This window comes from Pseudomonas sp. GL_117 (assembly GCF_057835125.1).
This window is the reverse complement of record NZ_CM174418.1, coordinates 5793440-5818094: the sequence shown is the minus strand read 5'-3', so window position 1 is coordinate 5818094 and position 24655 is coordinate 5793440. Positions and strand designations below refer to the sequence as shown.

Sequence of the window (24655 nt, the reverse complement as noted above, 5' to 3'; positions counted from 1 at the left end):
CCCATCACGTGTATAGAAGCTGATTCCCCTATGGCACCACGAGTAAAGACCAGCGAGCGCATTGTGCAAACCAGCCTGGAGCTTTTTAACCAGCAGGGCGAGCGCAGTATCAGCACCAACCACATCGCCGCCCACATGGAGATTTCGCCGGGCAACCTGTACTACCACTTCCCCAACAAGCAGGCGATCATCGCCGTGCTGTTTCGTGAATACGAAGCCCTGGTAGACAGTTTTCTGCGCCCGCCCCAGGGGCGCGCCGCCACCGTTGAAGACAAGCGCTTCTACTTGCAGGCCCTGCTGGCCGGCATGTGGCGCTATCGTTTTCTGCATCGCGACCTTGAACACTTGCTGGAAAGCGACCCGGAACTGGCCACTGGCTATCGGCGGTTTTCCCAGCGCTGCCTGACCCAGGGCAACGCCATCTACCGGGGGTTTGTCGATGCCGGCATCCTCAATATGGACCCGATCCAAACCGAAGCCCTGACCCTCAATGCGTGGATCATCCTTACGTCGTGGGTGCGTTTCCTGTGCACCACCAATGAAAACTCCGCCCATTTGAGCGCCGAGGCGATCAAGCGCGGGGTGTATCAAGTGCTGGTGCTGGAGGCGGGGTTTGTCACACCCCAAGCCAAGGATGCGGTGGATGCGTTGTTCAAAGAGTTTTACGTGCCGTTGAATCAGGCACTGGAAGAAGTGAAGTAGGACCTTTCCCGAATCTGTTTACAGGAGTCCGTCATGCCGCTTGCCCAACTGATCAGCCCCACCCAATTGGCCGAGCGCCAGAAGTCGCCCGGGCTGGTGATCCTGGATTGCCGTTTTGCTCTCGAAGACCCGTATTACGGGCGTTGCAGCTACGCCGAGGGGCATATCGAGGGCGCGCAGTACGCTGACCTTGAGCGCCACCTCAGTGGCCCGGTGATTAAAGGCGTGACCGGCCGTCATCCACTGCCGGCGGCGGACGTTCTGCTTCAACAACTGCAGGCGTGGGGCATCAATGCCGACACCGACGTGGTGCTGTATGACGACGGCCCCGGCGCATACGCCGCCCGGGCGTGGTGGTTGCTGGCCTGGTTGGGCAAGCGCGATGGTGTGTTTATCCTCGATGGTGGCCTCAAGGCCTGGCATGCCGCCGGTTTCCCGTTGAGCCTGGATGCGCCGCTGGTTGCGTCTGGCACCTTTGTCGGCACGCCGGATAACGGTTTGCTACTGGATGCCGAGCACTTGCAAAAACGCTTGGGCCAGCCAGGTTTGACCCTGATCGATGCCCGCGCACAGGCGCGGTTTCGTGGTGAGGTTGAGCCGATCGACCCGGTTGCCGGGCATATTCCGGGGGCGCAGTGCGCGGCGTTCAGTGAAAACCTGGGCAGCGATGGGCGTTTCCTGCCGGTTGAGCAGCTCAAGCAACGGTTTGCTGATCAGTTGCAAGGCCGCTCACCGGACGAGTTGGTGGCCTATTGCGGTTCGGGGGTGACGGCGTGTCATAACCTGTTTGCCCTGAGCCTGGCGGGGTACCCATTGGGTAAGTTGTATGCGGGGTCTTGGAGTGAGTGGATTACTGATCCGGCGCGGGCTATTGCAACCGGCGATTGAGCTATTCGGGATGTAAGCCCCCCACATTTTTACCGATGTTGTGTCAGTAGCCATTGTGGGATGCGGCGTTCGAGGTAGTAGCTCGGGCGCTTGAGTGAGCCGTCGACAAATCCGACATGCCCACCTTTGGCGGTCAATTCGAACTCCGTGCAATCCGACAACTCAGCGGCCTCAGGCAAGCTGTGGGCAAACACGAACGGATCATCCGCCGCCTGGATAATCAGCGTCGGCGTGCGGATTTCCCCCAAGTAGTAGCGACTCGACGCCCGTCGGTAATAGTCCTCGGCACTGAGGAAGCCATGCAGTGGCGCAGTCACCCGCCCGTCGAAATCCCAGAATGTGCGCATCTTCTCCAGCGAGCCCAAGGCCTCCAGGGTCTTCAGCCCGTCCGCGCGGCCGTCCTGTAGGAAGCGGCTCTGCTTGACGCGGATATACGCGAGCATCTCGCGCATGAAGTGTTTCTGGTACACCCGCGAAAACCCCAGCCCGATGCGGTCGGCGCATTGATCCAGGCGAAAGGGCACCGACACCGCCGCCGCGCCTTGCAGCCCGCAGGCGCCGCCGGTTTCACCGAGGTGCTTGAGCAGCACGTTGCCACCCAGCGAATACCCCACGGCATACAGCGGCGCCAACGGTCGTTTGGCACGCAGGTGGGCAATTGCGGCGGCCAGGTCTTCGCTGGCGCCCGAGTGATAGCTGCGCGCCAGTAGATTGGGCTCTCCCGAACAACCACGCCAGTTCAGCGCTGCGCTGGCCCAGCCTTGGCTGGCGAGGGCTTTTTGCAGGCCGGCGACGTAGGGCGAGTTGGATGAACCGGTCAGCCCGTGCAGCACCAGCACCAGCGGCGCTTGGGCGTCGTGGGGGCCGTGCCAGTCGAGGTCGAGGAAGTCACCGTCGTCCAGCCACAGGCGTTCGCGTTGGCGTTCGAGATGGGTAGTGGGGCGCCACAGCGGCCCCCACAGCGTTTGCAGGTGGGGGTTGCCGAGGCCGAAGGCGGGTTTGAACCGGTCTGAAGAGGGAGTCATGAGAATCTCGGTAGCAGGCGAACTCGATGGTGGTGAGCGGGCTCGCCCCGCGCCGGCGGTGTGTCAGGTTAGCTTGAGGCGCCTGGTTGATCGCAGCGCGGGCAAGCCCGCTCACCACAGAGTCCTGCTAGGCGGCGCTTTCGACCAGGCGGTGCCACAACGCGTAATACACCCGACCGGACTTCTGCTCCCGGTGCAGGCGCCAGGCGCCCGGCAGACCCAGTGTGGAAGGTGCGGTCTCGCTTTCAGTGTAGATCCACGCATCGGGAGCCAGCCATTGGCGCTCTTCCAGCAGTGTGCACACGGTCGGCAGCAGGTTCTGGTTGAACGGCGGGTCGAGGAACACCACGTCGTACTCGCTGGCTGGTTGGGTTTCCAGGTAGCGCAGGGCATCGGCGGTCTGCACCTGGCCGTTGGTGCAGCGCAGGGTGCCCAGGTGTTCCTTGAGGCTGGAGACCGCCACGTTGCTCGCGTCCAGCGCCTGGGCCTGGGCGGCGCCACGGGACAGCGCCTCCAGGAACAGCGCCCCGCTGCCTGCGAACGGGTCCAGTACCTTGGCGCCGCCGATGTACGGCGCGAGCCAGTTGAACAGGGTTTCACGCACGCGATCCGGCGTTGGGCGCAGGCCCACGACATCGGGGAAGCTCAGCTTGCGGCTGCCCCATTCACCGCCAATGATGCGCAGTTGGCCCACACCGTTGTGGACGTTGTGGACAGGTTTTTTCGGGCGAGATGAACTGGCCATTAATGCTCCGGAACCCCGAGCGGCTGCTCGGCGGGTTTATCAGTGGGGGGCGGTAGTGGCTTTTGCGCAGTCGTCGGGCCGGCGGTCACGATGACCATCTTGTCGGCGCTCAAGTGTTTGTTCATTGCAGCCTTGACCTGCTCTACGGTCAGGGCCTGGGATTGTTTCATGAAATCTTCCAGATAGCTCAGCGGCAGGTTGTAGAAACCCATCGCACCCAGCTGCCCGACGATATCGGCGTTGCTCGCGGTAGACAGAGGGAAACTGCCGGCCAGTTCGCGCTTGGCGTCATCCAGTTCCTTTTGTGTCGGGCCGGTCTTGAGGTAGTCGGCGACAACATCCTCGACCAGGCGCAGGGTGCCGCCGCTCATTTCGGCTCGGGTCTGCAGGTTGATCATGAACGGGCCGCGCGCCTGCATCGGGGAAAAGCCGGAGTAGACGCCGTAGGTCAGGCCGCGTTTTTCGCGCACTTCGCTCATCAGGCGCGTGCCGAAACCGCCGCCGCCGAGGATCTGGTTGCCCAGGGACAAGGCTGCGTAGTCCGGGTCAGTGCGATCGATGCCGAGCTGGGCGAACAACAGGTGTGTCTGCTTGGACGGAAACTCGATATGGCTCAGGCCGGCTTTAGGCTCGCTCGGCTGGGCGATCTTCGCCAGTGCCGGGCCTTTGGGCAGCGATGCGGACACCTTGGCGGTCATGGCTTCGGCTTCGGCGCGGGTGAGGTCGCCTACGACCGCAATCACGGCGTTACCCGCTGCGTATGCCTTGGCGTGAAACGCCTGCAACTGCGCCAGGCTGATCTTCGGAACGCTCTCGGGAGTGCCTTCGCTCGGGTGCGCGTAAGGGTGGTCGCCATAAAGACGCTTGAACAGCTCAAGGCTGGCCAGCTTGGCCGGGTTTTGCTTCTGGTATTCGAAGCCCGCGAGGATCTGGTTCTTGATCCGGGCCAGGGAGTCGGCCGGGAACGTCGGCTTGCCGATCACCTCGTCAAACAGCGACAGCGCGGCGTCGCGCTTGTCGCTGGCGCTCAGGCTGCGCAGCGACACCAGCGCCATGTCGCGGAAGGCGCCATTGCCGAAGTCTGCGCCCAGGCCTTCAAAGTCGCGGGCGATCTGGCTGACATCCTTGCCCGGCACGCCTTCGTTGAGCATGGCGTTGGTCATCAACGCCAGGCCCGGTACGTTGCCGTCCTGGCTGCTGCCGGCGGCGAACAGGATGCGCATGTCGAACATCGGCAGTTCATGGGCTTCGACGAACAGTACTTTGGCGCCCTCGGCGGTGGTCCAGGTTTGTACGTCGAGCTTGCGGTTGGTCGGCGCCTTGCCGTCCAGCTCCGCAAGGGATTGCAGCTTGTTGGCCGATTGGGCTTTTTCCAGCGCCGGGCTGGCGATGGATTCGCTCGGGCGCAGGAAATACACGGCGCCGGCGGCGACCAGGGTGACGGCGATCAGGCCGGGCAGGATCAGGCGGCTGCTTTTGCGATCACTCATGAGCGGTCTCCTCAGGCAGTACGTGGGCGACGCTGAGACGTTCGCGGGTGAAGTAGGTGCGGGCGGCTTTCTGGATGTCTTGCGGGGTCACGCTTTGCAGTTCGGCAAGCTCGGTGTCCATCAGCTTCCAGGACAGGCCGACGGTTTCCAGCGAGCCGATGGCCGTGGCCTGGCTGGTGATGGAGTCACGCTGGTAGACCAGCCCGGCGATGACCTGGGCGCGGATGCGTTCCAGTTCTGCGGCGGTTGGCGGCTTGGCCTTGAGTTCATCCAGCAGGCGCCACAGGCCGGCTTCGGCTTGGGCAATGGTCTTTTTCTTCTGCTGGTTCGGCGTGGCCGAGAGGGTGAACAGGCTGTCGCCACGGGTGTAGGCGTCGTAGTTGGTGGAGGCGGCGGAGACCAGCTCTTCACCACGCTCCAGCTGTTCGGAGATGCGTGCGCTGTAGCCGCCGTCCAGCAGCGCCGAGATCAGGCGCAAGGCCTGGACCGAGCGTTTGTCTTCGGCGGTGGCCAGGCCCGGCACGTTGAAGCCGAGGATCACGCTGGGCAGTTGGGTCTGCACTTTCATGGTCAGCAGGCGCTCGCCGGGCTCGGCCAGTTCCATCGGCACCTTGGCCGGTGGCACGTCACGCTTGGGGATCGGGCCGAAGTAGCGCTGGGCAAGGGTCTTGACCTCGTCCAGGGTCACATCGCCGACCACCACCAGGGTGGCGTTGTTCGGCACGTACCAGGCCTGATACCAGTGGCGCAGTTCTTCGACCTTCATGCGGTCCAGGTCAGCCATCCAGCCGATGGTCGGCGTGTGATAGCCGCTGGCCGGGAAGGCCATGGCCTTGAAGCGTTCGTAGGCCTTGGACATCGGGTTGTCGTCGGTGCGCAGGCGGCGTTCTTCCTTGATGACCTCGATTTCGCGGCTGAACTCGTCGGCCGGCAGGCGCAGGCTGGCCATGCGGTCGGCTTCCAGTTCGAAGGCGACGCCCAGGCGGTCACGGGCCAGTACCTGGTAGTAGGCGGTGTAGTCGTCGCTGGTAAAAGCGTTCTCTTCGGCGCCCAGGTCACGCAGGATCAGCGAGGCTTCGCCGGGGCCGACCTTGGCGCTGCCCTTGAACATCATGTGTTCCAAGGCATGGGACAAACCGGTCTGGCCCGGGGTTTCGTAGCTCGAGCCCACCTTGTACCAGACCTGGGACACCACCACTGGCGCACGATGGTCTTCGCGCACGACGACTTTGAGGCCGTTATCCAGGGTGAATTCGTGGGTGGGTTGTGGGTCGGCAGCCAAGGCTGAAAGGGGCAGACAAACTGTGCTGAGCAGCAGGCCTGCGGCGCGGCGGGCTAGAGCATTCATTCGTTTTTAAACCTGTTGGGCTGCCCGCTTGGTCTTAGCGTCGGCGGGCGAGGAGGTGCTAGGATACTGATCCGATTTAGGGACGGCCACTGCGGCAGTCATCTTGTCCCGGATCAAGTCGTAGGAATGTTGGAATAGACCCTCGGTTTCCCCGACGATCTTCCACTTTTCGCCGATTTTATCGCTTCAGTCCTATATTGAATCGATTTGTAGAGGCCTTTATTTACGCCTTACAAAATGTTGCGCATGAACAAGCGAGCCTTAAAGCAGTCTGTTCTGCATCGAATTTATTTACCGAGGCGCCCTGGCGCATCGCTACCTTGAGATAGCCGTCCTCCATGTTTGGTTCCAACGACGACAAGAAGAGCCCAGCTGCGGCTGGCGAGAAAAAAGGCCTGTTCGGATGGCTGCGCAAAAAGCCGCAGGAAACCGTCGTCGAACAGCCACAGGTACAGCCTGAGCCGATTCCAGCGCCCATCGTGGACGCCGAACCGATGGTCGAAACCCCTGCGCCGGTGGTACTGCCACTGGTTGAGCCGGTGTTGCAGCCGGTCGTGGAGGCCGCGCCAGAACCCGAGCCAGAACCCGAGCATAAGCCTTGGCCGGAACTGCCAGTCGCCGAAGAGCCGGTGGCGTTGGTTGAAGACGTTCAGGCCGAACACGTAGCACCACCGATTCCTGCTGTGGTTGAACCTGTGGAAGACGTGGTGGTGCAGGCGCCGCCAGTTGTCGAAGTCGCAGCGCCTGTTGCTGTGGTCGAGGCCGCTGTGCCTGCGGTTGTCGAGCCAGAGCCGGTCGTCGCTGCCGTTGCCGTTGCCGAAACCAGCAAGACCGGCTTTTTCGCCCGCCTCAAGCAAGGCCTGAGCAAGACCAGCGCCAGCATCGGCGAAGGCATGGCCAGTCTGTTCCTCGGCAAGAAAGTCATCGACGACGAGTTGCTGGAAGACATCGAGACCCGTCTGCTCACCGCCGACGTGGGTGTCGAAGCCACCGCCGTGATCATCCAGAGCCTGACCCAGAAGGTCGCGCGCAAGCAACTGACCGACGCCGACGCCCTCTACAAATCGCTGCAAGCCGAGCTGGCCGCGATGCTCAAGCCGGTGGAAGCACCGTTGGTGATCACGCCGAACAAACCGTTCGTGATCCTGGTGGTTGGCGTCAATGGCGCCGGCAAGACCACCACCATCGGCAAGCTGGCCAAGAAGCTGCAGTCCGAAGGCAAGAAAGTCATGCTGGCGGCGGGCGACACCTTCCGTGCCGCGGCCGTGGAACAGCTGCAAGTGTGGGGCGAGCGCAACAAGATCCCGGTGATCGCCCAGCACACGGGTGCCGATTCCGCTTCGGTGATCTTCGATGCCGTGCAGGCCGCCAAGGCTCGCAACATCGATGTGCTGATCGCCGATACCGCCGGCCGCCTGCACACCAAAGACAATTTGATGGAAGAGCTGAAGAAGGTCCGCCGCGTGATCGGCAAGCTCGACGCAGACGCACCGCACGAAGTACTGCTGGTGCTGGATGCCGGCACCGGCCAGAACGCCATCAGCCAGGCCAAACAATTCAACCAGACGGTGCAACTGACCGGCCTGGCATTGACTAAGCTCGACGGCACGGCCAAGGGCGGTGTGATCTTTGCCCTGGCCAAACAGTTCGGGTTGCCGATTCGTTATATCGGTGTCGGTGAAGGCATCGACGACCTGCGCACCTTTGAAGCCGAACCCTTTGTACAGGCACTTTTCGCCGAGCGGGAGCGTTCATGATTCGATTCGAACAGGTCGGTAAACGCTATGCCAACGGGCATGTGGGCTTGCATGAGCTGAGCTTTCGAGTGCGTCGCGGCGAATTCTTGTTTGTCACCGGTCATTCCGGTGCCGGTAAAAGTACCTTGCTGCGCCTGTTGCTGGCCATGGAGCGTCCGACCACGGGCAAACTGCTGCTGGCCGGCCAGGACCTGGCCACCATCAGCAATGCACAGATCCCGTACCTGCGCCGTCAGATCGGCGTGGTGTTCCAGAACCACCAGTTGCTGTTCGATCGCACGGTGTTCAACAACGTTGCGCTGCCCTTGCAGATCCTCGGGCTGTCCAAGGCCGAGATCGTCAAGCGCGTGGACTCGGCCCTGGAGCGCGTGGCGCTGTCGGACAAGACCGACCTCTACCCCGGCGACCTGTCCACCGGCCAGCAACAGCGCGTCGGCATCGCCCGCGCCATCGTCCACCGCCCGGCCTTGCTGCTGGCGGACGAACCCACCGGTAACCTCGACCCGCGCCTGGCGGCCGAGATCATGGGCGTGTTCGAAGACATCAACCGCCTGGGCACCAGCGTGCTGATTGCCAGTCACGACCTGGCGCTGATCGCGCGCATGCGCCACCGCATGCTGACCCTGCAACGCGGTCGCCTGATCGGTGACGGGGAGGCTGGCGTATGAGTGCTACCCGCAGCCCCAAGGTTTCCGAACGCGTGGCGCCGAAAGCCGCCGACCCGCAACCGCAGAAAAAGAAAAAACACGACGATGACGACGGCCCGGACTTCGGCACGCTGCTGCGCGCCTGGATCGAAAGCCATCGCGCCAGCCTGCTCGACAGCCTGCGTCGCCTGGGCAAGCAGCCGATTGGCAGCTTTTTCACCTGCCTGGTGATGGCCGTGGCCTTGAGCCTGCCGATGGGCTTGTCGCTGCTGCTTAATAATGTGGAGCGCCTGGGCGGTTCCTGGCAGCGTGCGGCGCAGATTTCGCTGTACCTGAATATCGACGCCAGCAGTAAAGAGGGCGAAGCGCTGCGCGACCAGATCAAGAACATCCCGGGCGTGGCAGAGGCCGAGTACATCAGCCGCGATCAGGCGCTTGAGGAGTTCCAGCAGCAATCCGGCCTGGGCGAGGCGCTCAAGGAACTGCCGCAGAACCCGCTGCCGGGTGTGGTGCTGGTGACGCCAAACGAAGTCGACAAGCCAACCCTGGAGGCCCTGCGACAAAAACTCGCAGAGATGCCCAAGGTGCAACAGGCGCAACTTGATCTAGTCTGGGTGGAGCGCCTGGCGGCAATCCTCAAGCTGGGCGATCGTTTTGTGTTCGGTCTGACGGTGCTGTTGGTGTCTGCATTACTTTTGGTGATAGGTAATACCATTCGTCTTCATATTGAAAACCGTCGCACCGAGATAGAAGTGATTAAACTGGTCGGCGGCACGGACAGCTATGTGCGTCGTCCTTTTCTGTACATGGGCGCGCTTTATGGCTTCGGTGCCGGGATTTTCTCCTGGGGACTGTTGGCGTTTGGCCTGGACTGGCTGAACGACGCGGTTGTCGGGCTGGCCGGTTTGTACGGCAGCGATTTTGCCTTGGCCGGGGTGCCGGTAGCCGATGGTCTGAGCCTCTTGCTTGGCGCGGTATTGTTGGGGTATATCGGTGCGTGGATTGCGGTCGCTCGTCATTTACGTGAGCTGGCACCGAAGTAGTTAATGTCAGATTAATGTGGTTTCGTTTGTATTGACCGTATCAGTGGTTTAGGGAACTTGTCCTACGGTTCCCGGTCAATTTTCGCAGTGCTGAACTGCACGAGTTATGTAAGTCGGAGGTTTCGTATGACCACTTCTTTGCAACCTGCTTATGCTCTGGTCCCAGGTGCGAACCTGGAGGCGTATGTGCACACGGTCAACAGCATTCCATTGCTGACGCCCGAGCAGGAGCGTGAACTGGCCGAGAGTCTCTACTATGAGCAGGATTTGGGGGCGGCTCGGCAGATGGTGCTCGCCCACCTGCGTTTTGTTGTACATATCGCCCGTAGCTATAGCGGCTACGGCCTGGCGCAGGCCGACCTGATCCAGGAAGGCAACGTCGGCCTGATGAAGGCTGTAAAGCGCTTCAACCCGGAAATGGGCGTGCGCCTGGTGTCGTTTGCCGTGCACTGGATCAAGGCGGAAATCCACGAGTTCATCCTGCGCAACTGGCGCATCGTGAAAGTCGCGACCACCAAGGCCCAGCGCAAACTGTTCTTCAACCTGCGCAGCCAGAAAAAACGCCTGGCGTGGCTGAACAACGAGGAAGTCCACCGCGTGGCTGAAAGCCTCGGCGTGGAGCCTCGTGAAGTACGCGAGATGGAAAGCCGCCTGACCGGCCATGACATGGCCTTCGACCCGGCTGCCGAAGCAGACGACGACAGCGCCTTCCAATCGCCGGCCAACTACCTGGAAGACCACCGGTACGACCCGGCGCGTCAACTGGAGGATGCGGACTGGAGCGACAACTCCAACCACAACCTGCACGAAGCCCTGGAAGTGCTGGACGACCGCAGCCGTGACATTCTCTACCAGCGCTGGCTGGCAGAAGACAAAGCCACGCTGCACGACCTGGCGCAGAAGTACAACGTGTCGGCCGAGCGGATTCGTCAGCTTGAAAAAAGCGCGATGAACAAGCTGAAACTGTCCATCGCCGCCTGAAACGCGGGTTTCGAAACCAACACGATCGAATGTGGGAGCGGGCTTGCCCGCGAAAGCGGAGTGTCAGTCGCCAGAGATGCTGGCTGATACACCGCATTCGCGGGCAAGCCCGCTCCCACATTTTTTTGTGTAGGGTCAGTCAGGCCAGGGGGCTTTTCAGCTCAAGCAGGTAGCCATCACCGCCCATTCTCTACCCGCGCTGGCTGGCGGAAGACAAAGCCACGCTGCACGACCTGGCGCAGAAGTACAACGTGTCGGCCGAGCGGATTCGTCAGCTTGAACAAAGCGCGGGTTTCGAACCAACACGATCGAATGTGGGAGCGGGCTTGCCCGCGAAAGCGGAGTGTCAGTCGCCAGAGATGCTGGCTGATACACCGCATTCGCGGGCAAGCCCGCTCCCACATTTTTTTGTGTTGGGTCAGTCAGGCCGGGGGGCTTTTCAGCTCAAGCAGGTAGCGATCACCGCCCATTCTCTACCCGCGCTGGCTGGCGGAAGACAAAGCCACGCTGCACGACCTGGCGCAGAAGTACAACGTGTCGGCCGAGCGGATTCGTCAGCTTGAACAAAGCGCGGGTTTCGAAACCAACACGATCGAATGTGGGAGCGGGCTTGCCCGCGAAAGCGGAGTGTCAGTCGCCAGAGATGCTGGCCGATACACCGCACTCGCGGGCAAGCCCGCTCCCACATTTTTTGTGTTGGGTCAGTCGGACCAGGGGGCTTTTCAGCTCAAGCAGGTAGCCATCACCGCCCATTCTCTACCCGCGCTGGCTGGAGGAAGACAAAGCCACGCTGCACGACCTGGCGCAGAAGTACAACGTGTCGGCCGAGCGGATTCGTCAGCTTGAAAAAAGCGCGGGTTTCGAAACCAACACGATCGAATGTGGGAGCGGGCTTGCCCGCGAAAGCGGAGTGTCAGTCGCCAGAGATGCTGGCCGATACACTGCACTCGCGGGCAAGCCCGCTCCCACATTTTTTTGTGTTGGGTCAGTCGGACCAGGGGGCTTTTCAGCTCAAGCAGGTAGCCATCACCGCCCATTCTCTACCCGCGCTGGCTGGCGGAAGACAAAGCCACGCTGCACGACCTTGCGCAGAAGTACAACGTGTCGGCCGAGCGGACTCGTCAGCTTGAACAAAGCGCGGGTTTCGAAACCAACACGATCGAATGTGGGAGCGGGCTTGCCCGCGAAAGCGGAGTGTCAGTCGCCAGAGATGCTGGCTGATACACCGCATTCGCGGGCAAGCCCGCTCCCACATTTTTTTTGTGTTGGGTCAGTCAGACCAGGGGGCTTTTCAGCTCAAGCAGGTAGCCATCACCGCCCATTCTCTACCCGCGCTGGCTGGCGGAAGACAAAGCCACGCTGCACGACCTGGCGCAGAAGTACAACGTGTCGGCCGAGCGGACTCGTCAGCTTGAACAAAGCGCGGGTTTCGAAACCAACACGATCGAATGTGGGAGCGGGCTTGCCCGCGAAAGCGGAGTGTCAGTCGCCATAGATGCTGGCTGATACACCGCATTCGCGGGCAAGCCCGCTCCCACATTTTTTTGTGTTGGGTCAGTCGGACCAGGGGGCTTTTCGGGAGCTGTTCAGCTCGAGCAGGTAGCCATCACCGCCCAACTGGCCCATCTGCTGGCGAATCCACGCCGCGCGCCGCGCCACGTACGCCGTCGGATGGCTGGCACTCCACACCCGCGGGTTCGGCAACACCGCCGCCAGATAGCTGGCCTGCTGTCGCGACAGGGCCTTGGCACTCACCCCAAAGTGATGCCGCGCCGCCGCTTCTGCGCCAAATACACCCTCATCCCATTCCACGCTATTGAGGTACACCTCAAGAATCCGCTGCTTGGGCCACAACACCTCGATCAGCCCGGTAAACCAGGCCTCCAGGCCTTTGCGCAAATAACTGCGGCCGGCCCACAAGAACAGGTTTTTCGACACCTGCTGGCTCAAGGTACTGGCGCCGCGAATCGAGCCGCCGCGCTCGTTGTGCAGGAGCGCCGCCTGGATCGCGCCGAAATCGAAACCCCAGTGCTGCGGGAAACGCTGGTCTTCGCCGGCCATCACCGCCACTTTGAGTTCGTCGGAGATCTCCTCCCACGGCACCCAGCTGCGTTGCAGGTCAATAGGTTCGCCATCGATCCAGGATTCGATCTTGCGCTCGACCATCAACGCGGTGAACGGAGGCGGAACGATACGGAACAGCAGCACGAGCAATACGCTGCCGATCGCAAACCATTTCACGACTTTGAGAAAACGACTGAAGAGGACACGCAGCATAGAGATGGCTTGGCCGAACCCGTTGAGCGGGCCATTATACAGACCCTGCCCCTTGTGACTGGAGTTCCTCATGCTGCGTGGCTTTCTGATGCTGGCTGCCTTTTTTGGCTTTACGGGTGTCGCCCTTGGCGCGTTCGCCGCTCACGGCCTGAAAAACCGCCTGAGCGCCGAGTACCTGGCGATCTTCCACACCGGCGTGACCTACCAGTTGGTGCACACCCTGGCCCTGTTCGGCGTGGCACTGCTGGCGGCGCACCTGCCTGGTCGCCTGGTGACCTGGGCAGGCGTTTCGTTTGTGGTCGGTATCCTCTTGTTCTCCGGCAGTCTGTACGTGCTGACGATGACCGGCATCAGCAAGCTCGGCATCATCACCCCGTTTGGCGGCCTGGCATTCCTGCTTGGCTGGTTCCTGCTGGGGCTGGCTGCATGGCGCTTGCAGCTGTGACCGCTTGACGCTTGGTGCTGACCTTCCGGTCTCAATCACGCTAGAATGCGGGCCCCTAAAAACGATGGCGGCCCGTGGCATGCGCATTCAGTTGAACGGCGAATCCTTTGAACTGCCCGACGGTGAAACCGTTGCGGCCCTGCTGACCCGTCTGGACTTGACCGGACGTCGTGTCGCAGTGGAACTCAACCTGGATATTGTCCCGCGTAGCCTGCACGCCGAGACCGCGCTCACCGAAGGTGACCAGGTCGAAGTGGTCCACGCCATCGGTGGCGGCTAGTCGCCGGCCCGAATTCTGCAGAACCTCACCCCATTACGAGGATTTCCCATGAGCATCGTTCGTAGCGACAAGCCCTTCGTCCTGGCCGGTCGTACCTACCAGTCCCGTCTGCTGGTCGGCACCGGCAAGTACCGCGACATGGAAGAAACCCGCCTGGCCATCGAAGCCTCGGGTGCCGAGATCGTGACTTTCGCCGTACGCCGTACCAACCTCGGCCAGATCGAAGGCGAACCGAACCTGCTCGAAGTCCTGTCGCCGGATCGCTACACCTTCCTGCCCAACACCGCCGGTTGCTACGACGCCATCGAAGCCGTGCGCACCTGCCGCCTGGCGCGTGAGCTGCTCGACGGCCACAACCTGGTGAAGCTGGAAGTGCTGGCCGACCAGAAAACCCTGTTCCCCAACGTGATCGAAACCCTCAAGGCCGCCGAAACCCTGGTCAAGGAAGGTTTCGACGTGATGGTCTACACCAGCGATGACCCGATCATCGCGCGCCAACTGGCGGAAATCGGCTGCATCGCCGTGATGCCGCTGGCCGGTCTGATCGGTTCCGGCCTGGGTATCTGCAATCCGTACAACCTGCAGATCATCCTAGAAGAAGCCAAGATCCCGGTGCTGGTGGATGCGGGCGTGGGCACCGCCTCCGACGCAACCATCGCCATGGAACTGGGCTGCGACGCGGTGCTGATGAACTCGGCCATCGCCCATGCCCAGCAGCCGATCCTGATGGCCGAAGCCATGAACCACGCGATCGTCGCGGGCCGCCTGGCCTACCTCGCCGGCCGCATGCCGAAAAAACTCTACGCCAGCGCCTCTTCGCCGCTGGATGGTCTGATCAAGTAAGAGCCATTGATGACTGAATCAAACGAAACGCCGAACACCCTGGAAGAAGGCGACGAGTCCAAGCACCGCCGCATCAAGAGCTTTGTGATGCGCGCCGGTCGCATGACCGAAGGCCAGCAAAAGGGCCTGGAACAGGGGACGCCGCTGTTCGTGTTGCCCCTGGCCGACGCGCCGGTGGACTACGACCAGGTGTTCGGCCGTTCGGCCCCGCGCTCCCTGGAAATCGGCTTCGGCATGGGGCACTCCCTGCTGGAAATGGCGGCGGCCTCGCCGGAGCAGGATTTCATCGGCGTTGAAGTGCATCGTCCGGGTGTCGGCGCGCTGCTCAATGGCGTGCTGACCCAGGGCCTGACCAACCTGCGCGTGTACGACTGCGACGCGATCGAGGTGCTCAACCGTTGCATCGCCGATAACAGCCTCGACCGCCTGATGCTGTTCTTCCCGGACCCATGGCACAAAGCCCGTCACCACAAGCGTCGCATCGTGCAAGCGTCCTTCGCGGAACTGGTGCGTAGCAAGCTGAAAGTGGGTGGCATCCTGCATATGGCCACCGACTGGGAACCGTATGCGGAATACATGCTGGAAGTGATGGATGTCGCGCCTGGCTATCGCAACATCGCTGAAGACGGCAAATGCGTGCCACGCCCGGCCGAGCGGCCGATCACCAAGTTCGAGCGTCGCGGCGAGCGACTCGGGCATGGTGTGTGGGATCTGAAATTCGAGAAGGTCGACTGAGTCGCACACGCTCAAAAATGTGGGAGCTGGCTTGCCTGCGATAGCATCACCTGGGTATCACTGATACACCGAGGTGTCTGCATCGCAGGCAAGCCAGCTCCCACATGTGTTTACGGTGTACTTGAGGTTAGCGGCGGTCTGCTACTACGCCGATCAGTACCAGCACCACCACCAGCACCGGCGCCAGGCTGTAGTTATTGAACTGGCTCAACCCCCGCACAATCCAAGGCGTGGCGTAGATCAACGCCGCACCGCTGCCGATCATGCACAGCAACGCCATCAACGGTACGCGCAACGCACCGGCCACGCTGCCCAGGCGGGCTTCGACCCAGCCTTTGATGTCGGCGCCAAACAGCACCAGCAAACAACCGACGAGGGCCAGGGAGATTTCCGACAGGTTGCTACGGCTCCAGCGGGATACGGTGGCGAGCAGGTCGAGTACCAAATCCATTCGATTTCCTTAAGAGCTTCAGCTCAAAAACGTCTGCAACAGGTCATTGAGAAAGAGTTGCCCGCGGTCGGTCGCCGCCAGGCGTGACGGTTCGACCTGCATCAGGCCACTTTGTTCGGCCTCGCGGCGGCCTTCGTTGAGGCTGGCCAGGTCCAGCCCGGTACGCTCGGCGTAGAGCCTGGCCTCGACACCTTCGGTGAGGCGAAGGGCGTTCATCAGGAACTCGAACGGCAACTCTTCGTTGGTCAGCTCTTTCGCCCCGGCCTGGAAGTTTTTGGCCGGGTTGAGGTAGTCCTTCGGTGCACGGGTCTTCCAGGTGCGCACAATGCGCCCGTCCGGATGGCTGAGCTTGCCGTGGGCACCGGCACCGATGCCGATAAAGTCGCCAAAGCTCCAGTAGTTCAGGTTATGCCGCGCCGGGCGACCCGGTTGGGCATAGGCCGACACTTCATATTGCGCGTAGCCATGCTCGGCAAGCAGGGCCTGGCCGGCTTCCTGGATGTCCCATAGCGTGTCGTCTTCCGGCAACGCCGGCGGCTGGTTCCAGAACACCGTGTTGGGCTCCAGGGTCAGCTGATACCACGACAAATGCGTGGGCTTGAGCGCGATGGCCTGGCGCAGGTCGCTCAGAGCATCATCCAGGGACTGGTTGGGCAAACCGTGCATCAGGTCGAGGTTGAAGTTGTCGAACCCGGCCTGGCGCGCCATGCCAGCAGCCCGAACGGCTTCATCGCCATTGTGGATACGCCCCAGGGCCTCAAGCTTTTCCTGCTGGAAGCTCTGGATGCCGATCGACAGGCGATTGATCCCCAGCTTGCGGTACGCCACGAACTTCTCTTGCTCGAAGGTACCGGGGTTGGCTTCCAGGGTGATCTCGATGTCGCCGGCAAACGGGATGCGCGCTTCCACGCCCTTGAGCAGGCGGCCCAATGCCGCGGCGCTGAACAGGCTTGGCGTGCCGCCGCCGAAGAAGATCGAACTCAGCTCGCGCCCGTACATGGCATGCAGGTCCTGATCGAGGTCGGCGAGCAAGGCGTCCACATACTCTTCTTCCGGCAGCACTTTGCTGGCGGTGTGGGAGTTGAAGTCGCAATACGGGCATTTGCGCACACACCACGGGATGTGGATGTACAGCGCCAGGGGCGGCAGCAGGGGCAGGGCCGCCCGAGGGGTTTGCGCGCCGCCGTGGATCAGCGGCTGCGCAGAGGTGTTCTGGGTCATTTCAGGCTCAAGCGTTGGCGCAGCAAATCCATTGCGCGGGCGCGGTGGCTGATCTGGTTCTTGTCGGCCGGGCTCAGCTCGGCGCTGGAGACATTGCGCTCAGGCACCCAGAACAGTGGGTCATACCCAAAGCCATGTTCGCCGCTGGCCGCATGCAGGATGCGCCCGTGCCACAGGCCTTCGCAGAGGATCGGCAATGGATCGTCCGCATGGCGCACCAGGGCCAGCACGCAGACGAACTGTGCACCGCGCAGCGCGTCCGGTACGTCCTTGAGGGCGTCCAGCAGCTTGGCGTTGTTGGCCGCGTCGCCTTTGCCATCGGCGTACCGCGCCGAATAGATGCCGGGGGCGCCGCCGAGGAAGTCCACCGCCAGGCCCGAGTCGTCGGCCAGTGCCGGCAGGCCGGAGATGCGTGCGGCGTTGCGCGCCTTGAGGATGGCGTTCTCGACGAACGACAGGCCGGTTTCTTCCGGCTCTACCTGGCTGAACTCGCCAATCGAGCGCAATTGCACCGATTCGCCGAGCATGGCCTGCAGTTCCTTGAGTTTGCCGGCGTTATGGCTGGCCAGTACGAGTTGAGTCAGGTTCATTTGTCGGCCGGGTACAGTTCTTGGTTGAATTGGAAGCTATGGGCTTTGCCGCCGGTTTCAACGTTGATGGTAAACGTCTTGTATTCACGCTGCGTCACGGAGTAAGGCGCCAGGTAGTTGATCCCGCCTTTCTCGTTGATCTGCTTGAAGGTCAGGATCTCGCTCTTGCCGCCCAGGTCCTTGATGGTGCCGGTCACTTGCGCCGCCACTGGGGTCACGCCCTTGATCACGGTCACGTTGATCAAGCCTTTCTCCTTGCTGCGCACCACGCCGATGTTCTGGGCGGTTTCCGGTTGCAGGAAGCTGGAGGTGAAGGTGTTGTAGTGGACGGTGATGTCACCGAAGTCTTTCTTGCGGTTAGCGTCGATAGCGTCCGCTGCGATGGCGCTGGTGCCCAGGCATGCGGTCAGTAGAAAAATAGCCAAGCGACTCATGATCATCCCTCTTGAAAATGATTAGACGGCAATCTTGTGATCCGTCAGGCCAGGACTGCTGACCCGGTAAATGCCGATTTCACCCAACAGGTTGGGCCATAGCTTGCTTGCCCAGCCGTGGCGGTGCTGTTGATCGACCGCAAGGCGGTTGATCACCTTGGCTTCGCGCTCGCCGCACAAGGCTTCGAAGTCTTCGAAGGTGCAGAAGTGGATGTTTGGCGTGTTGTACCACGTGTATGGGAGGAAATCCGAGACCGGCATGCGGCCCTTGGTGGCCAGGTACCAACGGCAACGCCAATGCCCGAAATTCGGGAAGGTGATGATGCACTGGCGGCCCACGCGCAGCATTTCGTCGAGGATGCGGTCCGGGTAGTGCACCGCTTGCAGGGCTTGGGTCATCACCACGATGTCGAAGCTGTTGCTGGCAAAGTTGCCCAGGCCCTTGTCCAGGTCCTGCTCGATCACGTTGATGCCCTTGGCCACGCACTGGGCGATGTTGTCCGGGTCGTTTTCCAGGCCGTAGCCGGTGACTTGCTTGTTGTCCCGCAGCCAGCTCAGCAGTTCGCCATCACCGCAGCCCAGGTCGAGCACGCGGCTGCCGGCGGGGATCCATTCTTGGATGATGTCCAGGTCGGCTCTCATGGCTTTCTCACAATACGATTCGGTTCATGTAGTTGCTGAACGCTTGCAGGTAGCGCGGGATCGGGATCAGGAAGGCATCGTGGCCTTGCGGAGCGTCGATCTCCAGGTAGCACACGTCTTTGCGCGCGGCCATCAGCGCATCCACCAGTTCGCGCGAGCGCGCCGGCGAGAAGCGCCAGTCGGTGGTGAACGACATCACGCAGAACTTGGCCTTGGCGCCTTCGAAGGTTTTCGCCAGGTCGTCGTCAAAGTTGGCGGCCGGGTCGAAGTAGTCCAGGGCCTTGGTCATCAGCAGGTAGGTATTGGCGTCGAAACGCCCGGAGAACTCCTCGCCCTGATAACGCAGGTAGCTTTCCACCTGGAACTCGACACTGTGGAAGTCGTAGTTGAGCTTTTCGCTCTTGAGGCCACGGCCGAATTTCTCGCCCATGGAGTCATCGGACAGGTAGGTGATGTGCCCCACCATCCGCGCCAGCATCAGGCCGCGTTTGGGGATCACGCCCGCTTCCTGGAACGAACCACCGTGGAACTCGGGGTCGGTGAGGATGGCCTGGCGCGCCACTTCGTTGAAGGCAATGTTCTGCGCCGACAGCTTGGGGGCCGAGGCGATTGCCAGGCAATGGCGCACGCGATCCGGGTAGGTGATGGTCCATTGCAGCGCCTGCATGCCGCCGAGGCTGCCGCCGATCACCGCCGCCCACTGGTTGATGCCCAGCAGGTCGGCCAGGCGCGCCTGGCTGTGCACCCAGTCTTCCACGGTGAGCACCGGGAAGTCGGCGCCGAACGGCTTGCCGGTTTCCGGGTTGAGGCTGCTGGGGCCGGTGGAACCGTTGCAGCCGCCGAGGTTGTTCAGGCTGACCACAAAGAACTTGTTGGTGTCGATGGGTTTGCCGGGACCGATGCAACTGTCCCACCAGCCGGGCTTGCGCTCGTCGACCGAGTGGAAACCGGCCGCGTGATGATGCCCGGACAAGGCGTGGCAGATCAGCACGGCGTTGCTCGCCGTAGCGTTCAGTTGGCCGTAGGTTTCATAGATCAGGTCGTAGGCGGGCAGCGAACGGCCGCAGGCCAGGGCCAGCGGTTCGCTGAAGTGCGCCACTTGGGGCACGACCAGTCCAACAGAATCGGGGGGAAAGGCAGCTGGCATCGACCCTGCTCTCGTTTAAATGAGGCGTAAGTCTAAAGAGCGGGGGGGCTAGCGGCAAGCAAACCCCTGAACCCGTTCACAGAAACAAAATGTGGGAGCTGTTTGTGTGGGAGCGGGCTTGCTCGCGAAAGCGGTGGGTCAGCCACTCATCTGGTGACTGACACTCCGTATTCGCGAGCAAGCCCGCTCCCACACAAGCTCGCTCCCGCATTTAGGTGTTGCGTGTCAGATCAACCCGAACAGCATCTTGGGCATCGCGGCAAATTCAGCCAGGTACGGGATCACCCAACCCTGGATCAGCTGGATTGCGATAAACGCGAAGATCGGCGAGATGTCCAGGCCACCCAGGTTCGGGATCAACCGACGGAACGGTGCAAGCACCGGCTCGGTGATCTGGTACACCAGCTCGGCGCCAGGGCTGCGGCTGCCCGGTGCGACCCAGGACAGAATCACACTGATGATCATCGACCAGAACAGAATCTTCAAAAACAGCGAGAAGATGCCGATCAGTGCCCACGGCAACAGCAGCACGGTGTAGGGCAGGAAGCCCTTGAGCAGCAACACCACCGCAAACAGCAGGATCTGCAACAGCAGCGCCAGTACCAGCGACGACATGTCCAGCCCGAACATGCTCGGGACTACCCGACGCAGGGGCTTGAGCAGCGGCTGGGTCGCCTTGACCACGAATTGGCACAGCGGGTTGTAGAAGTTCGCCCGCACCAGTTGCAGGATAAAACGCATCAGCACGATCAGCAGGTACAGGCTGCCCAGCGTCTGGATGATGAAAATAAGCGCGTCATTGAGTCCGAGCATGTTTGATTCCTTGAAGGGGACGACTATTTGCCCAGCTGCTCGGCCATTTCTGCCGAACGATGTGCTGCGGCACCCAGTGCTGTTTCCACCAGGGCTTCAAAGCCCCCGGCCTGGAACGATTCGATGGCGGCTTGGGTCGTGCCGCCCGGCGAGGTCACGCGACGGCGCAGTTCGGCGGCGTCGACGTCGCTGGTTACGGCCATCCTGGCTGCGCCCAGTGCGGTCTGCTCGGCCAGTTGCTTGGACACTTCCTGTGGCAGGCCCAGTTTGACGCCGGCAGCGGTCATGGCTTCGATCAACAGGAAGAAGTACGCCGGGCCGCTGCCGGACACGGCGGTGACCGCATCCAGTTGCTGTTCTTGCTCCAGCCACAGGGCGATGCCCACGGCGGACAGTAGCTCCTGGGCCTGATCGCGCTGTACGGCGCTGACGGCGTCGGTGGCGTACAAACCGCTCACGCCCTGGCGCAGCAGCGAAGGGGTGTTGGGCATGCAGCGCACGATCGGCTGGGCACCGAGCCAGGCGGTCATGCTCGCGCAGGTAATCCCGGCGGCGATGGACACTACCAACTGCTGCGGTTGCAGGCTCGGGCGCAGGCTTTCGCACACGGCCTTCATGGCCTGTGGCTTGACCGCCAGCACGATCACATCGACGCCCTGGATGGCCTCGGCATTGTCGGCAAAGGTTTCGATACCGTGCTCGGTGCTGACGCGGGCACGGGTTTCGGCGCCGGGGTCACTGGCGCGGATCTGCGCGGCGTCCAGGCCCTTGGCCCGCAGGCCGCCGATCAGGCTGGCCGCCATGTTACCGGCGCCGATAAAGGCAATACGCGTGTCTCTCATGACAGGTCCTTATTCAGTGAAAAGTCAGCCGCTTCACGGCTGGCCGTAGTCGCGGGCGCCAAACAGTGCAGTACCGATCCGCACCCAAGTGGCGCCTTGGGCGATGGCCGACTCAAGGTCATGGCTCATCCCCATGGAAAGTGTGTCCAGCGGCAGATTCAAGCTGGCTTGCAGCTCGCGCACCGTGGCGAAGGCTGCATCTTGCGCGGCGCGATCTTCAGTCGGCTCGGGGATTGCCATCAACCCACGCAACTTCAAGCGCGGCAGAGCGCTGATCGCCTCGGCCAGGGCCGGCAGATCGGCGGGCGTACAGCCGGACTTGCTGGCTTCACCACTGACGTTGACCTGGATGCAGATGTTCAGCGGTGCCAGGTCGGCAGGGCGTTGTTCGGACAGGCGTTGTGCGATTTTCAGGCGTTCCACGGAATGCACCCAAGCGAAGTTCTCGGCGATAGCGCGCGTCTTGTTCGATTGAATGGGGCCGATGAAGTGCCAACTCAAGGGCAGGTCGGTTAATTCGGCCTGTTTGCCCAGGGCTTCTTGCAGGTAGTTTTCGCCAAAATCGCGCATGCCGGCGGCATAGGCTTCCCGCACGGCTTGGGCGGGTTTGGTCTTGCTCACGGCCAGCAGGTGGATGCTGCTGGCGTCACGTTGCACGGCGTCGGCTGCGGCGCGGATCCGCTGGCTAACCAGATCGATGTTGTCTGCTATCGTCGACATTCAAGATGCGCCCGTGGATATGGAGTCCGCGGCATTCTACTGGAAATGGAAAGCCCTATGGATATCACTGAACTGCTCACGGCCTGCGTGCGCCGTGGCGCCTCCGACCTGCATTTGTCGGCTGGCCTGGCGCCGATGTTGCGTGTGGACGGCGAGGTCTGGCCGCTGGATTGCCCGGCACTCTCACCGCCCCAGGTGGCGGATCTGCTCAGCCCTTTGCTCAATCAATACCAGCAAAAGGATTTCGAAACATCTCTTGATACAGATTTCGCTTTCGAACTGCCCGGCGTGGCGCGGTTCCGGGCGAACGTGTTCCGGCAGGACCGTGGCATGGGCGCGGTGTTTCGCAGCATTCCCAGTGAGGTCCAGAGCCTGCAGAGCCTTGGCCTGGGTGAGGTGTTCCAGCGCATAGCCCAACTGCCGCACGGGCTGGTGCTGGTCACCGGGCCGACCGGCTCGGGCAAGTCCACCACCCTGGCGGCGATGATCGACTACCTCAATCAGCATCGGCGCCAGCACATCCTCACCCTGGAAGACCCCATCGAATTTATCCACAGGCCGAAAACCGCGCTGATCAACCAGCGCCAGGTGCATCGCGATACCCTTAGTTTCTCTACGGCCTTGCGCTCGGCGCTACGCGAAGACCCGGATGTGATCCTGATCGGCGAGTTGCGCGACCTGGAAACCATCCGCCTGGCGCTGACCGCCGCCGAGACCGGGCATCTGGTGTTCGGCACCCTGCACACGGCATCGGCGCCCAAGACCGTGGACCGCCTGGTGGACGTGTTCCCGGCCGGCGAAAAAGCCATGGTCCGCGCGATGCTGTCGGAGTCGTTGCAGGCGGTGGTGTCGCAGGTGCTGGTGAAGAAGGTTGGCGGCGGGCGGGTGGCGGCGCACGAGATCATGCTGGGTACACCGGCGATCCGCAATTTGATCCGTGAGGACAAGGTGGCGCAGATCGTCTCGGCGATCCAGACCGGCGGGGCACTGGGAATGAAGACGCTCGATATGAGCTTGAAGGCGTTGGTGGGCGAGGGGGTGATCAGCCGGGAGGTGGCGCAGGAGAAGGCGAGGGTGCCTGGTGATATATAGCGCTTGAGAACAATGAAAACCAAATGTGGGAGCGGGCTTGCTCGCGAACGCGGAGTGTCAGTCAGCTCATCTGGTACTGATACACCGCATTCGCGGGCAAGCCCGCTCCCACATTTTGTACTGCATTGCAGCTTGAAATCAGCGTTGCACAACCCGCAGGTTGTTCTGCTCTTTGGGCAAAACCCGCTTGGCGATCACGTAGTTCTTGTCCCAGAACGGCTTCTTCAGCGTGTCGATGCTCACCGACTTGCCACGACGCGGCGCGTGGATGAAGCGGTCGTTGCCCAGGTAGATGGCAACGTGGTTGACCTGACGGCTCTTTAGCTTGAAGAACAACAGGTCGCCCGGCTTCAGGTCCTTGCGATCAACCTTTTGCCCGTGGCCGGCGGCCATGGCGTTGGACGTGCGCGGCAAATCCACTGCGGCAACGTCGTTGAACGCATATTTCACCAAACCGCTGCAATCGAAGCCTTTACTTGGGCTGCTGCCGCCCCAACGGTAGGGAGTACCGAGCACATTGACGGCGCGGCTGAGTACATTGCTGCTTTGCTTGGTGTTGTTCAGCGCCAGTGAGTTATGAAGGGCCTTGCCGTGAACCTTGCTCACTTGAGTAGGTCGGTTGACGGTCGGCTTTTCTCTTTTGGCGGTGGCTGGTGTGCTGTGAACTTTAGGGGTGAAACCGTTGACGTTCGGAAGTCGTTGCTCACGATTGGTGGCGTGGGCGGCCAGTGGCATTAATAGGCAAATGGTTAGCCATGTCTTGAAAAATGGTCGCATTAGGCGTGGCTCTTTTTGGTTTGCGCGCAACTTTATAACAGCTTTTTTTGCCGTTATCAGGCCGTTTGTCGACTGAACCTTGGGGTCAAAATCAGGAAAAACGCGACGAAACGCCGCAATTGTCCTACACAAGTCAGGTGGCATAAGGCTTTCAGGGGAGGGAAGATACCATTTGCCGTACGTCGGGCGCCTGTAAAAAAGTCACAAAGAAAGTGAAAAAATTTATCTATGGAGTGAAAAGAGGTACGCCATGAACACCTATCGACAGGCAATTTCGCAGCCCGACACCCATAGCAAGGTGATCGGCTACCTGCTCTGGATTTTCGGTTTCACCGGATCGCACCGCTTTTATTACGGCAAACCCGTGACAGGTACGATCTGGTTCTGCACCTTAGGTTTGCTGGGGATTGGCTGGCTGATCGACCTGTTCCTGATCCCGGCCATGGACCGTGAAGCCGACCTGCGTTTTACCGCCGGGCCCATCGAATACAACGTGGCCTGGGTGCTGTTGACGTTCCTGGGTGTGTTCGGCGTGCACCGCATGTACCAAGGCAAATGGATCAGCGGCTTGATCTACCTGCTGACCGGCGGCTTGTTCCTGGTGGGGGTGCTGTATGACTTCTGGACGTTGAATACGCAGATTTCAGTGCGTAATGCCGAGCGCAATGGCGGCCGCTGAGACTCTAGAGGCATATACAGAAGCAAATGTGGGAGCGGGCT

General features: G+C 61.5%; 27 protein-coding genes and 5 pseudogenes. 17 read left to right on the top strand and 15 right to left on the bottom strand.

Annotated features, from left to right (window positions below):
* Positions 1-30 precede the first annotated feature (30 nt).
* On the top strand, positions 31-702 hold the full coding sequence (locus AC3ISR_RS26675) for a TetR/AcrR family transcriptional regulator (RefSeq protein ID WP_192297850.1): 672 nt from the start codon (positions 31-33) through the stop codon (positions 700-702).
* 33 nt (positions 703-735) lie between these two features.
* Positions 736-1590: a sulfurtransferase gene (locus tag AC3ISR_RS26670; protein WP_489324517.1), complete on the top strand. Its 855-nt coding sequence runs from the start codon at positions 736-738 to the stop codon at positions 1588-1590.
* Between the two features lie 29 nt (positions 1591-1619).
* Here the strand turns inward: AC3ISR_RS26670 and AC3ISR_RS26665 are convergent, their stop codons facing one another.
* From AC3ISR_RS26665 to AC3ISR_RS26650, 4 genes are all read right to left on the bottom strand, one after another.
* Entirely contained in the window at positions 1620-2615 is a 996-nt protein-coding gene (locus AC3ISR_RS26665; RefSeq protein WP_192297848.1) for a hydrolase, read from the bottom strand.
* A gap of 127 nt (positions 2616-2742) precedes the next feature.
* Entirely contained in the window at positions 2743-3360 is a 618-nt protein-coding gene (rsmD, locus tag AC3ISR_RS26660; protein ID WP_192301240.1) for a 16S rRNA (guanine(966)-N(2))-methyltransferase RsmD, read from the bottom strand.
* The gene (locus tag AC3ISR_RS26655; protein WP_305391684.1) at positions 3360-4850 is read right to left on the bottom strand and encodes a M16 family metallopeptidase; all 1491 of its coding nucleotides are present in this window, start codon (positions 4848-4850) and stop codon (positions 3360-3362) included. Before AC3ISR_RS26655 ends, rsmD begins: the two co-directional genes overlap by 1 nt.
* Positions 4843-6198, bottom strand: coding sequence for a M16 family metallopeptidase (locus tag AC3ISR_RS26650; RefSeq protein ID WP_463983636.1), 1356 nt, complete (start codon positions 6196-6198; stop codon positions 4843-4845). Before AC3ISR_RS26650 ends, AC3ISR_RS26655 begins: the two co-directional genes overlap by 8 nt.
* Positions 6199-6536: 338 nt before the next feature.
* On the opposite strand from AC3ISR_RS26650, the gene ftsY reads away from it, so the two are divergent.
* The 9 genes and pseudogenes from ftsY to AC3ISR_RS26605 form a co-directional block, all read left to right on the top strand.
* Positions 6537-7955, top strand: a complete 1419-nt coding sequence (gene ftsY, locus AC3ISR_RS26645) for a signal recognition particle-docking protein FtsY (protein WP_463983635.1) — start codon at positions 6537-6539, stop codon at positions 7953-7955.
* A complete protein-coding gene (gene ftsE, locus AC3ISR_RS26640) occupies positions 7952-8623 on the top strand; it encodes a cell division ATP-binding protein FtsE (RefSeq protein WP_135290290.1) in 672 nt (223 codons plus the stop codon). Before ftsY ends, ftsE begins: the two co-directional genes overlap by 4 nt.
* Complete coding sequence (gene ftsX / locus AC3ISR_RS26635) at positions 8620-9645, top strand: permease-like cell division protein FtsX (RefSeq protein ID WP_192301245.1); 1026 nt, start codon at positions 8620-8622, stop codon at positions 9643-9645. Before ftsE ends, ftsX begins: the two co-directional genes overlap by 4 nt.
* A 126-nt stretch (positions 9646-9771) precedes the next feature.
* Positions 9772-10626: an RNA polymerase sigma factor RpoH gene (gene rpoH, locus AC3ISR_RS26630; protein ID WP_016972967.1), complete on the top strand. Its 855-nt coding sequence runs from the start codon at positions 9772-9774 to the stop codon at positions 10624-10626.
* A gap of 176 nt (positions 10627-10802) precedes the next feature.
* Positions 10803-10916 (top strand): annotated as a pseudogene (locus AC3ISR_RS26625) (sigma factor-like helix-turn-helix DNA-binding protein); the annotation flags it as partial.
* A gap of 166 nt (positions 10917-11082) precedes the next feature.
* Positions 11083-11199: pseudogene (locus tag AC3ISR_RS26620) on the top strand (sigma factor-like helix-turn-helix DNA-binding protein); the annotation flags it as partial.
* Between the two features lie 169 nt (positions 11200-11368).
* Positions 11369-11482 (top strand): annotated as a pseudogene (locus AC3ISR_RS26615) (sigma factor-like helix-turn-helix DNA-binding protein); the annotation flags it as partial.
* 170 nt (positions 11483-11652) lie between these two features.
* Positions 11653-11847: pseudogene (locus tag AC3ISR_RS26610) on the top strand (sigma factor-like helix-turn-helix DNA-binding protein); the annotation flags it as partial.
* Positions 11848-11937: 90 nt separating this feature from the next.
* Positions 11938-12132, top strand: a pseudogene (locus AC3ISR_RS26605) (sigma factor-like helix-turn-helix DNA-binding protein); the annotation flags it as partial.
* A gap of 48 nt (positions 12133-12180) precedes the next feature.
* On the opposite strand, the gene mtgA reads toward AC3ISR_RS26605, so the two are convergent.
* Positions 12181-12903: a monofunctional biosynthetic peptidoglycan transglycosylase gene (gene mtgA / locus AC3ISR_RS26600; protein ID WP_192301246.1), complete on the bottom strand. Its 723-nt coding sequence runs from the start codon at positions 12901-12903 to the stop codon at positions 12181-12183.
* A 70-nt stretch (positions 12904-12973) separates the two neighbouring features.
* Here mtgA and AC3ISR_RS26595 point away from each other — a divergent pair, with 70 nt between their 5' ends.
* From AC3ISR_RS26595 to trmB, 4 genes are all read left to right on the top strand, one after another.
* Positions 12974-13348 carry a DUF423 domain-containing protein gene (locus tag AC3ISR_RS26595; protein WP_192301247.1) on the top strand — a complete coding sequence of 125 codons (375 nt, stop codon included), beginning with the start codon at positions 12974-12976 and terminating at the stop codon, positions 13346-13348.
* A 79-nt stretch (positions 13349-13427) separates the two neighbouring features.
* Positions 13428-13628: a sulfur carrier protein ThiS gene (gene thiS, locus AC3ISR_RS26590; RefSeq protein ID WP_015886354.1), complete on the top strand. Its 201-nt coding sequence runs from the start codon at positions 13428-13430 to the stop codon at positions 13626-13628.
* Between the two features lie 48 nt (positions 13629-13676).
* On the top strand, positions 13677-14471 hold the full coding sequence (locus tag AC3ISR_RS26585) for a thiazole synthase (RefSeq protein WP_058426547.1): 795 nt from the start codon (positions 13677-13679) through the stop codon (positions 14469-14471).
* 9 nt (positions 14472-14480) lie between these two features.
* Complete coding sequence (trmB, locus tag AC3ISR_RS26580; RefSeq protein WP_489324516.1) at positions 14481-15206, top strand: tRNA (guanosine(46)-N7)-methyltransferase TrmB; 726 nt, start codon at positions 14481-14483, stop codon at positions 15204-15206.
* 127 nt (positions 15207-15333) lie between these two features.
* On the opposite strand, the gene AC3ISR_RS26575 is transcribed toward trmB, so the two are convergent.
* The 9 genes from AC3ISR_RS26575 to AC3ISR_RS26535 all read right to left on the bottom strand — a co-directional run bounded on the left by AC3ISR_RS26575 (position 15334) and on the right by AC3ISR_RS26535 (position 22066).
* Positions 15334-15657 carry a DUF3392 domain-containing protein gene (locus tag AC3ISR_RS26575; protein ID WP_010207241.1) on the bottom strand — a complete coding sequence of 108 codons (324 nt, stop codon included), beginning with the start codon at positions 15655-15657 and terminating at the stop codon, positions 15334-15336.
* A gap of 18 nt (positions 15658-15675) precedes the next feature.
* Positions 15676-16878, bottom strand: coding sequence for a radical SAM family heme chaperone HemW (hemW, locus tag AC3ISR_RS26570; RefSeq protein WP_489324515.1), 1203 nt, complete (start codon positions 16876-16878; stop codon positions 15676-15678).
* Entirely contained in the window at positions 16875-17468 is a 594-nt protein-coding gene (gene rdgB, locus AC3ISR_RS26565) for an RdgB/HAM1 family non-canonical purine NTP pyrophosphatase (RefSeq protein WP_101273418.1), read from the bottom strand. Before rdgB ends, hemW begins: the two co-directional genes overlap by 4 nt.
* A complete protein-coding gene (locus AC3ISR_RS26560) occupies positions 17465-17902 on the bottom strand; it encodes a DUF4426 domain-containing protein (protein WP_192301249.1) in 438 nt (145 codons plus the stop codon). Before AC3ISR_RS26560 ends, rdgB begins: the two co-directional genes overlap by 4 nt.
* Positions 17903-17923: 21 nt before the next feature.
* Positions 17924-18544 carry a methionine biosynthesis protein MetW gene (metW, locus tag AC3ISR_RS26555; protein ID WP_105521094.1) on the bottom strand — a complete coding sequence of 207 codons (621 nt, stop codon included), beginning with the start codon at positions 18542-18544 and terminating at the stop codon, positions 17924-17926.
* Positions 18545-18551: 7 nt separating this feature from the next.
* Positions 18552-19691, bottom strand: coding sequence for a homoserine O-succinyltransferase MetX (metX, locus tag AC3ISR_RS26550; RefSeq protein ID WP_192301250.1), 1140 nt, complete (start codon positions 19689-19691; stop codon positions 18552-18554).
* A gap of 225 nt (positions 19692-19916) precedes the next feature.
* Positions 19917-20504: a YggT family protein gene (locus tag AC3ISR_RS26545; RefSeq protein ID WP_226454557.1), complete on the bottom strand. Its 588-nt coding sequence runs from the start codon at positions 20502-20504 to the stop codon at positions 19917-19919.
* A gap of 23 nt (positions 20505-20527) precedes the next feature.
* A complete protein-coding gene (proC, locus tag AC3ISR_RS26540) occupies positions 20528-21346 on the bottom strand; it encodes a pyrroline-5-carboxylate reductase (RefSeq protein WP_192301252.1) in 819 nt (272 codons plus the stop codon).
* Between the two features lie 33 nt (positions 21347-21379).
* Positions 21380-22066 (bottom strand): YggS family pyridoxal phosphate-dependent enzyme, encoded by a 687-nt coding sequence (locus AC3ISR_RS26535; protein ID WP_192301253.1) that lies wholly within the window; start codon positions 22064-22066, stop codon positions 21380-21382.
* A gap of 57 nt (positions 22067-22123) precedes the next feature.
* On the opposite strand from AC3ISR_RS26535, the gene AC3ISR_RS26530 reads away from it, so the two are divergent.
* Positions 22124-23158: a type IV pilus twitching motility protein PilT gene (locus AC3ISR_RS26530; protein WP_489324513.1), complete on the top strand. Its 1035-nt coding sequence runs from the start codon at positions 22124-22126 to the stop codon at positions 23156-23158.
* Positions 23159-23296: 138 nt separating this feature from the next.
* Here AC3ISR_RS26530 and AC3ISR_RS26525 read toward each other — a convergent pair whose 3' ends face one another.
* A complete protein-coding gene (locus tag AC3ISR_RS26525) occupies positions 23297-23935 on the bottom strand; it encodes a C40 family peptidase (RefSeq protein ID WP_226454822.1) in 639 nt (212 codons plus the stop codon).
* Positions 23936-24185: 250 nt separating this feature from the next.
* Between AC3ISR_RS26525 and AC3ISR_RS26520 the strand changes: the two genes are divergently transcribed.
* Entirely contained in the window at positions 24186-24614 is a 429-nt protein-coding gene (locus AC3ISR_RS26520; protein WP_192301255.1) for an NINE protein, read from the top strand.
* The last annotated feature ends 41 nt before the right edge of the window (positions 24615-24655 follow it).